Here is a 14,301-nt window from a genome sequence, read left to right on the forward strand (position 1 = left end):
CAGATCGAGTCCATCTTTCACTCCATGTAATAAAGAGACTCTTTCAAATATTTAAGAGATGGAATCTTAAAAGCGGCTCACTCCCGCCAATAGTTTCATATTCATTGCGACTTAAATAAAAGTCAACCTGACCTTTATTTAACATAGGTGCTGTTCCATATCCCCCTAGTTACCATAATTAATACCAAGCATTCTTATATCTCCCTAATTCAGGCATATAAGCGATTTTCTTAACTGTACGGGAGCTCGACTATGGTGGAATTATTAAATCCATTTCATTTTAAAGTAGGTTAACAAAGACACAATACCGACGCATACTTTTCACACAAAATAACAATGGAACAACAATAGGCGTTTCATGCTTAACTTAAAATGAATGTTACCTATTCTCCTTCTATCATCTAGTTGTGCCAATTTACAGCTTCCGGATATAGGATCAGAAATAAAAAATTCAAAGTTGGTTCCGTCTTTCAATGGCTCTACATATAATAGTTATAGCCAAAACAAAAATAGCCTCTTTATGATGCATATTATGAAGCGGAATATTTTTCAAAGGAATACGGTCAATACGCGGGTGACAGCGATAACAAAGCTAAGTATTTTTACGCAGTGATATTTCTATCGACATTGTCTGCTGATGTGGTTTTCAAACAGAATGACTTATAAGAAGTTTATCAAAAAATAATGGTGTTAAAAATGGTACTAAATAGCAAAAACATCAGTAAAGGCAGTGGGGAACTGCCTTTAGATGCGATGAAAATCAAAGACTCAACTTGTCCTCAATCACAGCAAGCTGCTTAGTCTGATACCAATGCTTTCTCAAACTTTGATAGAATTTTAGATCTAGCTTATCTTCTGTAGAGACTATCAACAAAAAGTCACTATCATCATTAAGCAGCACTGTAATTCTCGTTTGTTGATCTAAGTCCTCTCCAAACTCCACCTTGAGATTTCTTACATCGACAAAATCAGCTGTAGCAACCTTAAGCTCGCCATCTTCTTCCCAATAAGAGAACACAGATGAATCGGTAAACCCGTTGCCATCTTCTTCGTAGCTGATGACACCATCACTATAGAACATCAAGATATCTTCATTTTCCTTTATGATCTTATTGTCATTCATAAAGTCTATGTTGCTTTGCCAAACCTCACCGCCGCTCATGATCTTACCCGACGGGAAAACGGTTAGATCACTGCCAATATCGAAGAGTATCCAGGGAATAAAGAGCAATGAAACCACTGTGTGGCGTATTTTCCAGGCTGAATTATCAATATAGGCTTCAGAGTTTCTGCCATTGAGCTTAATGATATAATTTATCAAAGGAAACAAGAGTATTGGTGTAGCTAACACACCAGCTAGATACCAATCATCTGAATTATACGCGTAATTAGCAATGAAGAAGATAATTGCAGCCACGACACCAAAGCTCATTGGCATAATGCGATTTCTGCTATACCTCTCCTTACTGTCATCGACTAAATGGGAAAATAAACCGTAGTACCAAAACGGACTAAAAATCCCTCTGGCGATAGGCATTATCCCTAGCTGCTCGGTCTGATTAATATACTTCCAGTTCCTATACATCCAATAACTAATGTATAGGCCACCCGTAGAAAGTGACAAAAAGAACAGTTTACGTCTTGAAACTGGATAATACTTTTCATCGGGATACTCGAGCCGGCTTTTTGAATCAAAACGCCAAGTTACAATGGCGTATATTAGACCTAAGCTATAAAGCAACACGCAAAGTAAAATCAGTTTATCTTTTTTATCAAGAGTATCGCCTACAACGGACTCTGACACACTTGTTTCACTCACTGCAGGAGTACTTCCTTCACCATAGGTCATCACAGAGTAGTACAGCGAGTCTTCAATCTTATTAATTGAGCTAATGTAGTCACCAACATTCATCGCAGCGATATACTCAACTTTAGACTCATAATTAAACGTCAGCGTTAACGTTTTCTCTGCATCGTCGAAGTTGGATGTAAAGTTATAGATGAAATACGGGTTACTCTCCGTTATCGTTTCATTAGGAAACTGCCAATCTCCGTTTGAGACCTTTATATGGATCTTATGAGTGATTTTATTAGGATATCGGGTGGAAAATGGTGATTGTCGATTGGAATTTGTTGGCTTTTCCAAGGCATTCTGGATCGAATAACTAACAAAATTGATATTAAAATCAGCCCCATCAGGCTGCCATGCATTATCTATCTGATAAGCTTCTTGTGTGTTAACGACCCCTGTTTGGCCATTGTCATCGATGATGAGTTTATTGGCCAATTTTATGCCAGAAAAATCTTTTCGATAGTAATCTTCATAACTAGTTTGAAGCGCTTTTAGCCCTATATCTTCGAGCTGATAACGAAATGATTGAGCCCGCTCACCTTGATAGCGACTCTTAACAGATAATGATGCCCGCCCTTTAAAACCTGCACTTACATCGTAGGATTCAGTCAAGGTTAACAGTGACTTAGTTTTCCCAAGTCTGAGCGCAGTCAGATCGCTCTCCCCTGGTTTAATCACCAGCCCATGGTGATAATTGGCCTGAAAAATATCTTCTAGCGGCCCCTTTTGATAATTCATTGTAGGGTCTAACCAATACGTTAGCCCAAACACTTGTACTTTGGCGATAACATGATTAAACGCATTGAGCGATACAGGATGAGCTAGTAAGTCATGGCCATAATCTGTATTGACTAAAACCGGATAGGCGCTGATATCGAGTCCGTTAAGCAGCGCGATAAACAACATGACCTTGTCTTTACAGTCACCATAACGCCTGCTGAGCGTATCTTCAGCCAATGAAGGCTGGTGAGAATTAACTCCCATTTCAAGGCCTAAGTAACGGATCTGTTCTTGAACATAATTAAGCGCTAACATCACCCGCTTATTAGGGTCTCTAGTTTGTAACTTAATATCCTTAATGACTCGACTAACCTCTTCACCAGCCACTGATCGTTGGCTATAGAGCGGTATAGCCCAATCAACAACTTGCTCCCAGGAGTTCAATTCAGAAAAATAAACAGTAGCGAACGGGTTATACCAAGAGGGAGTGTTGCTATCCCGTATGAGTATAGGGCTATAAGTACCTACTATGACATATTCGATGTAAGCGTCATTATCTATAGTCAGCTTTCTCTTGATGACTGTATCTTGCATATTTTTGACATCAACATACAAAGGATGTTTTTTCCCCCAGAGCACTCTTAGGCTTTGGACATGAATGGGGAAAGACCACTGTAAAGCTCGCTGGAAGGAGAATATATTCTGATAGACAGGGTTGGCGCCACTAATAGAATAACTGTACTCGATAATGTCACCCACTCGCACATCATCTAAAATAATGTGAGCCGTCAAACGTCCATCATAGAGCCCTTGTTCGATACGACCCTCTTGCTTTAACAAAGATATATTAGGATCTGATAGCTTATCTATGACTTCAGAATGTCGGATAATCTGCATGGAATGAAACGTCAGTGATTCATATAAAGGGTCAAAATCCACCTCTATCTGAGAGACTTTATCTAAACCTCTTTGATTAACCACTAACTGGCGTAGACGCGTAAAACGAACTTGAGGGCTAGATTCATCAAGCTTTAATTGATTATCTACCAGCAAGTAATAGTTGCCAGAACCAATTTCTTCTACCGGGATATTATCCGGTGTTGAAGCCTCCACTACCTGTACCCAAGCAGGAGCGGATTCAATTGCAAGGGTATACTCTGTCCCAGCGACTGACACTTGAGGCAGTAATAACAGCAGTAACATAGCCTGGAGATAACAGAATAAACGACGAGCTTGAGGCATGTGGCTTCTGTAGAAATGAATAGAAGTAATGATTGAAATAGACAAGATCAGCATCCTTTGCTGTTGAGAAACGAATATAGATTGTTACCAGTTCATACCATTCGCTGTTAGGCAGCCAATTTGGCATTAAAAGCAACATTCTATATGAAAAACACCAACACATTAAAGCAACTTACACTCAACTAGACTTACATATGCTCAATTTTCCGCTAATTTGATTCATGCATTGTCTATGCACGCTTTGCACCATAGAAGGGATAACCTCGGAATATAGTTAAGAGTATTCAAAATGCTTTATCAAAATTCAGTACCATGAGATTTACTAACCCAGCTTGTCTGAACCTGAATTACCAGGAGTCTACGTAAAAACGAGCAGTTCTGGCTTCAGCCGTGGTGCAATCGGTGATATGGATCAATTCGGCCAGGGTGATGTTGGGGTTATCAGTGATCATGCGCGCTAATTTGGCCTCCAAAGGTTCTAGTTTGTCAGCATGATCAAGCAAAGCGGTTTCAATTTTTTGAATAAGGTAACGAAATTCACCAGCTTCCTTTTTCAGATGTTCCGTTTTCAATCCTGCGGTTTCTGCCTGCACTGTTTTTAAGTGAGCGCTAAAAGATTGAATCTTGATAGCTCCACCAGAGATCTTCCAGTTTCTAGAACGACGGACACGCTTAAGCTCGCAGTGATATTGCAATGCAATTGATTTAGCTTGATTGACCTCTTCCCTTCCAATTCGATGAATCAGGGAGGGAAGTGAGATAGTGATAGTTTCGTTCATAGCGGTGAATAGTTTACTTTGATCCTATTTAACCGAGTAAAACCTGACATAGGAAACACCATTGGGCTTCTGCCTTAAATTAAATTCTGGAAAACCTTATTATGGCAATCTAGATTAAGCTTAGACTGTAGCTATTCAGGCTTCTTTATTACATTTTCCAGCTTAGCACCGCAATGAGCACATTGATGTAAGTTCATCTGTATAGAGCGACCATCTGGCCCGGTTGCCATATGAAGGCATGCAGGGCAGCGAGTCCAGCGATATAAACCAAAAACGTAATAGAATATACCTAAGAAGATGATCAATAGTCCCGATGAAAAATACGGTATCTTGGTAATAAAAAACAGTACCGTTAAACTGACACCAATAACAGCTATGACCGCGCAAACCTTAAAGTGTTTTCGCATTCGAATCATGTTAGCTTGATAAATGTCGGCGAAGTTTTCATCGAGCCGATCTAATGGGTGATGTTCTTTACCTGTTAACAAAGTAAAAAGCGCATGAGAAAAAATAAGCCCGCCAACAGCAAAGGGAATACCAATAACATAAACAGCCAAACTTTGACTATTATTCTCCCCAATTAAGCTTTCTAGCGTTAATTGCACCACAAAGCCCGCAGCAGCAATTAGCCAACCAATAAAAGCCTGCTTCTTAACTTCTTTTCCATCATAGATCTTGTTCATTTTATGTTTTCACTAACAAACCCCTCTTAATTTTTACACATCAGAGAGATTCAGCATAGATATATAAACCTTCTATACCTCATTGAGATGAGATCACATCTGTCTCCATCACGTTCTGTTAGATTTTACTGTGCCAGACACTGTTAGCTTTAAAATACGCCAATAAAAAAGGAGTGGTCTTAACCACTCCTTTTTTGCAATAGCATCGCCTTTAATTAGGCTCCTATTAAATTATTCACAGTCATCGTTTTACGTTTAGCTGTCGCTTTACGCTTAAACTTAGCCTTAAGCTTGCTCTTAATCAGCAATGGCTTTCTCTGCTTCTTTTTTAACAGAACATGGCAAATCTCAGTGATTAAACCAAATGCCATCGCAAAATAGACATAACCTTTATTAACGTGCAAACCAAAACCTTCTGCTATCAATAGTCCACCTAATAACACCAAGAACAGCAGCGCCAAGGTTTTAAAGCCTGGATAAACTAAAATCAGATGAGTGATCTTGCCAGCTATCAATACCATCACTACCGCAGAAGATAAAATGGCCGCAACCATAATAGGCACTTCACTGGTGAGTCCCACGGCGGTGATCACTGAATCCATCGAAAATACCGCATCAACTGCGATAATCTGCAATAAAATAACCACTAACCCCGTTTTAGCATAATTAGATTGATTCACTTCCGTATGACTCACTAACCAAGACCAAAGCTCCTTTAAGCTTTTGAGTAGTAAAAATAGACCACCAAAGATCAGAATTAAATCACTACCGGTAAAGGCCATGTCGGCGATTGAAAATACCGGCTTAGTTAATGTCATTATCCAGGAGATTGAGAAAACCAAACCAATACGAGAAATAACGGCTAAAGATATGCCTAAATTTCGCGCCAACTTGCGCTTCTCTTGCGGTAGGCGCTCACAAAGCACCGATATAAATACCAAATTATCGACGCCTAAGACTATTTCCAACGCAAATAATGTTGCAAATACAACCCAAGTCTCAGGCAATAAGAAGAGTTCTAACATGATAATTTAAGCTCCATATAAAGACAGCTTATTAACAGTGTCAGTCGACTTCGTGGGTCATCCATTTTGATTTTAAAACCTATAAGTAATTAATGAACTTAAATTAGAACATCAATCTTAAAACCTGACAATAGAGCAAATCTATTCAGTTATACGCTTTATAGCACCTTATACGAAAATCATACATCACCACTCAGAAAGTTAAAGCAATTATCTTTATTTACAACTAGATACGTGATCATTAACTTAAGATAACTGATGGATTAATTAACGTTAAGGATAAGTTTAGGTATATTTTGGCCACTTAAAACAAGATTTAAGTACGCAGTCAATCACAGGGAGATAACATGGGGCACAGTTAATCACGCTTAACAATGGTGATAGCAGTGCCCCATATATGAGCGTTAACTGACTAACTGCTCAGGGGTTTGATAACTAATATGTTGATGGAACCGTACAATGAGTTCTTCACGGGATTTATCTAACGCTAACTCGGAGGTTAAGCTCTTTAGCGCATCTTCAACTCGATTCAAATAACGGCCAAGTCCGCCATCTTTACAGTCTTTTTCTCCTGCGGCTATAGTGAAGCTCACCATTTCGACTAAGTGGCTACCATCCCAATGACGAGTGTATTGCTGCTCTTCTACATTGGGGTCAAAACCGAGCATTTGCACTTCGTCAGTACCATCAACTAGATCGTACTTACTGTTACGTACAAGTGGTGTTAGACCATTAGCCACCATAGCAACCCGCTTAAGCTGTTTGGCTGATGTAGCTTGAATGAATGCATCTTCTAGCTTCTGATACAGTGGCGAAAAATCATTGGTATACTCTTTAGGCAATAAACTTTGTTTAAGCTTGCTACTTAGAGGGAGCTTTACCGTGACATAGCATAATGAACCGTGCAGTTCGGGGATCGGACAGCTTCTAGCTCCATACCTGTCACTAATCGATCTTAACTTATATCCATAGCTCTCTTTATTGCCTTTAGCTTTGGCGAATAAATCATAAGAGAGGTGTTGATGATCGCGGATTTTAATTGCCAGATCTTTTTCTGGCAATTGAGGCATCAGTTTCGCGAGGAAAGACTGCACTTTTATATGGAAATTAGCTGAATTTGCACGAATATCTTCACCCGTCGCTAACAATACAACTCTTATTTTTCTTGCTCGGTAATCATCCTGGCTATGGAGCGTTTGCGCTTCATGATACTCAGGATTATAGAAAAATATGATCTGCTCCGCGGTTGGGAAACAATACGCTTCAGTGTGAAAACGCACTACTGGTAACTTATCGTTAGTGATCACATGGAGGTTATATAACTCTTCTTGCTCCGCGAGATTGAAAATAATGCGGCTAAGGGTCTGATAACAGGTTTTATAATCTGGGTAATGAGCTAATAAAGCATCCGTTACTTTAATCTCTGCAGTGATATATTGATTACTTCTAACGTCCTTGGGAATGTACACTTTTTGTTGATGACTGCGGGACATAAATCTTCCTTGTAATAAGTGAACCATGTGCAACTTGGTGCTAATCCTAGCAACAATCTGTCACAACGGTTTAATACGGTAATAAGCTGTTACGAAACTTGTTAAGCGAACCCTGCGATAAAACATGCTTTACCAGCTAGTAATATCATACCCTTATATTATTATTTATTTATTAAAATCAATATACAGAAAATCAATTTAATAAACAAAAACACCAGTCCTCACGTTACAAGTATACTTATATCATAAATTAGTAAATAGCGACGAGTTCTCGATGTTTATCTCTTTCGGCCTTGTATCGGAAAAGTCGATAAAAGCTCCATGGCTTGCAAGTTACAATATTCAAGCGATTGATTTATTTCATCTAAGCTAATAGCTAGATCATCTAGAATACCCTGATTAATTAACGCTTCCTTGGTATATACCCCTGGTTCAGCATTAATCACGGCAATACGCGAAGCAATATAGAGTAATTTGCTATTGGCTGCTTGTTCGGCAAGCTCTACACTATTGAACTCAGCAATGGGCTGTATAATGGAGTCGGGTAAATTCCATAGCTTTAACAATTCAGTGGTGCAATCAGCAAAGGTAAAGCCAAACATCTCGTGCTGGCGAAGCCAAGGGGTTTCGTCGCTATCATAGCCTTCACAATATCTGACTTTATCAGGCTCGCTGTGGACAATGGCCAGCATTCCCAAATTATGAAATAGCCCCGACAAAAATATATTGTCAGTATTAGGGATCTGCTTATCTTTTGAAAAGTACTGACAAATCAAAGCACAATCTACACTTATCTCCCAAAATTTATCCATATCAGCGACTTTAGGATCTATGCCAGAAAATGCCGCGGTAATGCCATACGCATTCACCAGATTCTTTACCTGCTTGATACCCAGTAAGACTAATGCTTTAGCAAGACTGTCTATCTCTCTTGGCATACTGAACATTGCACTATTAGCGATTTTTAAAATCGATGCGGCAATAGCGGGTTCATAGGCAATGGCATCGGCCAACTCCTCCATACTGCAACCATCACTGGATAACATTCGGTTCAATGTCATATAAACATCAGATAGCACACAGAGTTCTTGCGCTTGCATAGCATAATCAAGAGGTAACTTTGACATTAGGTTCAACTAGTTCGGATTGGGTAATACTAATAATAGTTAACGCATTGATTTGTTCAATGCCAGTAACACGGGGACAAGGTTAATCTGTTTGAATAAAGTAGATTCAGCCCCAAATATCCGCAACATAGCGACAAGAAATAGGTATTTCCATATACAAAAAACGCCCTCCTCATGGTGCTGCCATACAATTTAGCTGCACAATGATAAAGGGCGTATCTTCAAAGCCAGTGAACGCGTTAACAAGCATGCGTTCTGTTAATCGCTTATTCTAGCTTTCTAGCTTTCTAGCTTTTCAACGTTCTACATTTTAGTCTAAACTGTTGAATTAGTTTATTTATAAAAAACTTCGACCTTGCCTTTTATCGTCATCAAAAGCGGTTGCCCGCGACGATCTAACGCTTTATGTGATGGGACTTTTACCCAAGCTTCACTGATGCAATATTCTTCGACATCAAAACGCTCTTTGCCATTCAGTATAATACCTATCTCGTGCTCGAAAATTGCTGCCACATGGTGTGGGCTACGGGGATTGCCGGAAAGGCGATCGGGTAAAGCTGGTTGCGAAGTTGTGTCGGTCATGGTCTGGCCTGTAGTAAAGAAGTGTAATATATAATCGCGCTATTGTAGGCAAAACAGGCCTTATGCTCAAGAGAGGCTGTCATAAATGTTGTGGACTACCTCTGTTCTCAAGACAATAGCCAGTCAATAAGATTTAAATAACGTTTATTCTGACCCAAATGATTCACTAATTTCGCCTTATTCCCTACTTATTTAAAGATAGATACTGAGCTTTACTGGACACCTTAAAAGCAGTAACAGCTGAAAATATACACTGGATGACAGAGCAAGAAATTGCCCGATATGGCTTAGAGATCCCCTCATTTTTCAATTTTAAATAATCCCGAAAATTGAACGGTAAATAGGCTGGTTTTTAAGGTAACGATAAAAATTATCCATTAGAGGTTCTGCCCACTCTTCTCGCATCGTGGGTAACAGTTCATAGTAAATACAACCTTGGCGAAACAGAGAGTATGAGCGAGTTTTACTGGTATTTGCCTTTATTGTCTTTTCCAAGTCAGCATCCTCGCCCGCTTTTCCTAGTAGCGTCAGCAAGCCTATCGCCAAGGCGCTTAGCAAAAACAACCGGTCTCTACGTACCGGGGAACGCGTGTAGGTGGCACTCATCCCCATGCCAAAACGATAGTCTTTAATGTCACGAAAAGTCGTCTCTATCCCCCTACACGCGTTCCCCGGTACGTAGAGACCGGTTGTTTTTGCTAAGCGCCTTGGCGATAGGCTTGCTGACGCTACTAGGAAAAGCGGGCGAGGATGCTGACTTGGAAAAGACAATAAAGGCAAATACCAGTAAAACTCGCTCATACTCTCTGTTTCGCCAAGGTTGTATTTACTATGAACTGTTACCCACGATGCGAGAAGAGTGGGCAGAACCTCTAATGGATAATTTTTATCGTTACCTTAAAAACCAGCCTATTTACCGTTCAATTTTCGGGATTATTTAAAATTGAAAAATGAGGGGATCTCTAAGGTTTGTACCAGTCTTTTTTACTCTTACCACGACTTGAAGCCCAATCTAAAATTTCAGGATAATCCAAAGACAAATCCACTTTCTCTTTTGGGTGCTCCCATACTTGCGGGATGATCATCGCCCAAGGTAAATTATCTTCTGTCTGGTAAAATTTATCAGTGCTTTTATCTGTATCATCATGATTTGAACCAAATTGTCTTTTCGATGCGAACTTGGTTGGTCGATAACCAGGGAAATGTACTTCAATAACTTCACCATTGCCCAGTTTGCGTGAAATATACGTATTATAAGGTGCTGAACCAAATAAGTTCTCATCCACTGGATTTTTTAAGCTGATGGTTACAGTAAGCATTGCACCTGTCACTTTAGGACTATTCGGTTCTGTATTAGCAAATTTAAACCCATTTGGGGTCGGTAAAGCCAGGGTCAGATCGTGAACGTTATTTGAGCCGTTTCAGCAAAATATTGACCTGATCAAGTGCTTGTGATCTTATACTCCTTTTTAAGGAGTCTCATTATGTATATTGAATCATTCAAAGAGCATTTTGGCGCGATTGACGACCACCGCCAAAGTGCAAAAATCACCTATCCATTGTTCGATATATTGTTCGGTTCTCTTTGCGCTGTTATTGCAGGTTCGAATGGTTGGTTCGATATCCGAGAATACATTCTTGGTCACCACCATTGGTTCAAAACGCAAAAAATGTTTACAGGCGGGATCCCTACTGACGATACAATTGCTAGAACAATTTCTGTGATTAATCCTGATAGTTTTAACGAGTGTTTTCTAGCATGGATGCAATCGGTTCACCAGCTAACTAATGGGGAAGTCATTGCGATTGATGGAAAAACGCTACGCGGCTCATATAATCGTGATGACCGAAACAGCACTATTCATATGATAAGTGCTTATGCTTCAGCAAATAAGCTGGTACTTGGTCAATTAAAATCAGACCAAAAAAGTAATGAAATTACGGCAATCCCAGAGCTTTTAAAAATGCTAGATCTACGCGGAGCGCTAGTGACAATCGATGCTATGGGCTGTCAAACGGCTATTGCTAAAGCGATCATCGACAAAGGTGGTGATTACCTACTGGCTGTAAAAAGCAATCAAGGCCACTTAGCTAAAGCGGTAAATCAAGCTTTTAGTCAGCATCGTTCAGCAGGCTTAAGTAATGATGATTTCAATATAGAAACAGGCCATGGTCGTATTGAAAATCGAACGTGCTATGTTTTAAATTCGGCTGAACTCGAAGGTGATTTCTCACGCTGGGAAGCACTCAAATGCATTGTTATGGTTGAAAGTTTTAGGGCGGTTAAAGGTAAGGCGATAAGCCTTGAATATCGTTACTATATTAGTTCGAAAGAGTTATCAGCAGAGCAAGCCTTAAGTGCTACTCGTGAACATTGGGGTATCGAGTCAATGCACTGGGTCTTGGATGTCAACATGAACGAAGATACATGCCAGATATACAAAAATAACGGCGCTGAAAATCTAGCTTACTTGAGGCATATGGCTCTCAACATGCTTAGAAAAGAACCGACCAAACTCAGCATCGTTGGTAAACAAAAGCGCTGCTTAATGAATCCTCAACATCTAGAGAAAGTTTTACTCGCTGGATTATGTAGCTCGACTAAAAAATAAACACTCATGCGGTCGCCCTGTCGGTAAAGCATCTTCAATATCATCGATAATAACAAACATAGTCTGATTACCATCTGCAATCGGCGTTAATGGTACAGCATTAGAAACCGGCCCCATGGTTGCGGATGCGATATTCGTAATGGGGGTATTAATACTGACCTGAAGTGCATTTTTATATGACGTGCCCCTCGCGACTGGTTGAAGTTTAAGGATAACTTTACTTATCTGTCCATCAACTTTCGTCTCTGTCGTATTATAATTAATCACAACATCATTAAAGTCATAATCACCTTTACTGGGCCAAAAATCTTCAAAAGCCATTGTCCCCATCTGATTCTCCGCGGGTGAGTAAGCAGTGCTACTGACTAACGGCACTGGTACATCGGCCACCTCTAACGGAGAAGTATCATAAAGATTAACCTCAAGACCATCACTAAAATTATCCTTATCACTATCAGCATCGAGGGGGTCTGTAAGATGAAGATTAAGTTCTTCATTATCGGTCAAGCCATCACCATCGTATCGGCCAGTTTAGGGTCTGTTGCTAACTCATTCACTTCAACTTCATCAGATAATCCATCGCCATCGGTATCAATTAATCCTGGGTCAGTATTAAGTATGTTTACTTCGTATTCATCTGAAAACCCATCCCCATCCGTATCCAATAAAATCGGATCCGAATTATAAAATATAACTTCCTCTAAATCGGTCAGCGTATCTTGGTCTGTGTCACTTAAAAGCGGATCTGAGCCGTAAACAGTCACTTCTTCAAAGTCATTTAACCCATCGTTATCAGTATCAGGATCTGTCGGTGATGTATTTAAAATATCAGTTTCATCACTATTAGATAATCCATCTCCATCAAGATCATCTGGATTTACAACCGCTTCCGCAGTGGGATTATTCAATGTTGCCAAGGTATTTTCTAAATCTATTTCAGCTTGAGTTTGCTGTGTTTGCACATTCAATGCATATACATAAACATCACCAGGTAAACTTTTTTTGATCTTCTTATTATGTGCGCCAACGGTAACATAGCTTTCAGAAACAGCCACTGCATGGCCAAAATTATCCTGTGAGGCACCGTCTGCCGCTGTAAATGAAAATTGCTCCAGCCAAACATCACCAACAAGATGGAACAGAACAACGCTTCCTGATGATGAATTCCTATTTTCAGCACCAATCACTATATGCTCGCCAACAATCGCGACTGAATTACCAAATTGATCGCCAGAAGCTCCCGTACTAGCGGTCAGCTTGGCTTGATTAGTCCATACATCATCTTTGCGTTTATATACGTAAACAGCCCCCTTTTTAATCTCATTATTTCCATGGGGATTACTTTCCATCCCAGCACCAACAACCGCATAATCTTTAGAAATAGCCACTGATAATGCGTAATTAGCAGCACGAGTCACTAAGCCTCCTTTTAGTGTTGCTTGCTTAGTCCAAGTATCATCATAATCATCATATTTATAAACATAAGCAGAACCTTCTTTAGTCTTACCTGACTCACCATCGCCAATGATTAAATAGTCTTCAGATATGTTGACTGCCGCTCCAAATTTTTTACTCTTGAACTCTGAATCAGGAGTGATAGTAGTATTTAATATCCAATTAGATCCCGTACGTTTATAAACATAAACAGCACCATCATCATTCGAGCCTCCTGGCGAAGCAATTACCGCAAGATTGCCCGATATACTGACTGACTGACTGTCCGAAAAAGTCATTGCTCGTTGTCCCCGGTTTCGTCATCTCCCCTTGCTGACTCCAGTTACCATTTTCATAATTAAAAATATAAACTGCACCAGTTTGTCCGCCTTGAAGCTCAGCACTAACAATCACACTCTGATCTGAAATCGCCACTGCACGACCAAACTGTTTAATTGCTTTTTGAGTACCTGAGATAGGGCTTAGGCAACTCGTCATAGTCCAAGTGGATTGATTTCGTAAAAAAATACACGCCTCCCCCTGATCGTTTTGTTTTCCTGGCGTTCCAACAAGGATAAAAGACTCAGTAACGGCCACTGAAGTGCCAAAATTAGCAAATGATTTAGTTGCACCATTAGCAAGCTGCCCCTGTAGCGTAGGCTCAGCATTAAGAGAAAAATGCCATAAGCTGGTCATTAGCAATAAGATAAATAACAGTACATCTGAATATTTTTTTATATTAAGCATAATCG

The 14,301-nt window shown here is 39.8% G+C and carries 12 protein-coding genes and 2 pseudogenes; 2 read left to right on the plus strand and 12 right to left on the minus strand.

The window, feature by feature from the left end:
* Nucleotides 1-760 precede the first annotated feature (760 nt).
* The 8 genes and pseudogenes from sps_RS13335 to sps_RS28130 all read right to left on the minus strand — a co-directional run.
* Nucleotides 761-3,859, minus strand: coding sequence for a DUF3857 domain-containing transglutaminase family protein (locus tag sps_RS13335; protein WP_169915760.1), 3,099 nt, complete (start codon nucleotides 3,857-3,859; stop codon nucleotides 761-763).
* A gap of 302 nt (nucleotides 3,860-4,161) precedes the next feature.
* On the minus strand, nucleotides 4,162-4,593 hold the full coding sequence (locus sps_RS13340) for a ribosome recycling factor family protein (RefSeq protein WP_077752979.1): 432 nt from the start codon (nucleotides 4,591-4,593) through the stop codon (nucleotides 4,162-4,164).
* Between the two features lie 131 nt (nucleotides 4,594-4,724).
* Nucleotides 4,725-5,276 (minus strand): hypothetical protein, encoded by a 552-nt coding sequence (locus sps_RS13345; RefSeq protein WP_077752980.1) that lies wholly within the window; start codon nucleotides 5,274-5,276, stop codon nucleotides 4,725-4,727.
* Nucleotides 5,277-5,491: 215 nt separating this feature from the next.
* Entirely contained in the window at nucleotides 5,492-6,301 is an 810-nt protein-coding gene (locus sps_RS13350) for a TerC family protein (protein WP_077752981.1), read from the minus strand.
* 404 nt (nucleotides 6,302-6,705) lie between these two features.
* Complete coding sequence (locus sps_RS13355) at nucleotides 6,706-7,794, minus strand: DUF3083 family protein (RefSeq protein WP_077752982.1); 1,089 nt, start codon at nucleotides 7,792-7,794, stop codon at nucleotides 6,706-6,708.
* 278 nt (nucleotides 7,795-8,072) lie between these two features.
* Nucleotides 8,073-8,921 (minus strand): HDOD domain-containing protein, encoded by an 849-nt coding sequence (locus tag sps_RS13360; protein ID WP_077752983.1) that lies wholly within the window; start codon nucleotides 8,919-8,921, stop codon nucleotides 8,073-8,075.
* A gap of 333 nt (nucleotides 8,922-9,254) precedes the next feature.
* A complete protein-coding gene (locus tag sps_RS13365) occupies nucleotides 9,255-9,503 on the minus strand; it encodes a DUF3297 family protein (RefSeq protein WP_077752984.1) in 249 nt (82 codons plus the stop codon).
* Between the two features lie 312 nt (nucleotides 9,504-9,815).
* A pseudogene (locus tag sps_RS28130) lies at nucleotides 9,816-10,160 on the minus strand (IS4-like element ISAs18 family transposase); the annotation flags it as partial.
* A gap of 11 nt (nucleotides 10,161-10,171) precedes the next feature.
* Between sps_RS28130 and sps_RS13375 the strand changes: the two are divergent.
* Nucleotides 10,172-10,444 (plus strand): annotated as a pseudogene (locus tag sps_RS13375) (IS4-like element ISAs18 family transposase); the annotation flags it as partial.
* A 21-nt stretch (nucleotides 10,445-10,465) separates the two neighbouring features.
* On the opposite strand, the gene sps_RS13380 reads toward sps_RS13375, so the two are convergent.
* On the minus strand, nucleotides 10,466-10,900 hold the full coding sequence (locus sps_RS13380; RefSeq protein WP_077752987.1) for a DUF4842 domain-containing protein: 435 nt from the start codon (nucleotides 10,898-10,900) through the stop codon (nucleotides 10,466-10,468).
* Between the two features lie 87 nt (nucleotides 10,901-10,987).
* Between sps_RS13380 and sps_RS13385 the strand changes: the two genes are divergently transcribed.
* A complete protein-coding gene (locus sps_RS13385; protein ID WP_077751231.1) occupies nucleotides 10,988-12,115 on the plus strand; it encodes an ISAs1 family transposase in 1,128 nt (375 codons plus the stop codon).
* On the opposite strand, the gene sps_RS28825 is transcribed toward sps_RS13385, so the two are convergent.
* From sps_RS28825 to sps_RS28835, 3 genes are read right to left on the minus strand one after another with little or no spacing between them, the layout of a single operon-like run.
* Nucleotides 12,092-12,622 carry an LruC domain-containing protein gene (locus sps_RS28825; RefSeq protein WP_237158074.1) on the minus strand — a complete coding sequence of 177 codons (531 nt, stop codon included), beginning with the start codon at nucleotides 12,620-12,622 and terminating at the stop codon, nucleotides 12,092-12,094. The genes sps_RS13385 and sps_RS28825 overlap by 24 nt on opposite strands.
* Entirely contained in the window at nucleotides 12,619-13,848 is a 1,230-nt protein-coding gene (locus sps_RS28830) for an FG-GAP repeat protein (protein WP_237158075.1), read from the minus strand. The genes sps_RS28825 and sps_RS28830 overlap by 4 nt, the downstream gene beginning before the upstream one ends.
* Nucleotides 13,772-14,296, minus strand: a complete 525-nt coding sequence (locus sps_RS28835) for an FG-GAP repeat protein (protein ID WP_237158076.1) — start codon at nucleotides 14,294-14,296, stop codon at nucleotides 13,772-13,774. The genes sps_RS28830 and sps_RS28835 overlap by 77 nt, the downstream gene beginning before the upstream one ends.
* Nucleotides 14,297-14,301: the final 5 nt, after the last annotated feature.

The organism is Shewanella psychrophila (genome assembly GCF_002005305.1).
GTDB lineage: Bacteria > Pseudomonadota > Gammaproteobacteria > Enterobacterales > Shewanellaceae > Shewanella > Shewanella psychrophila.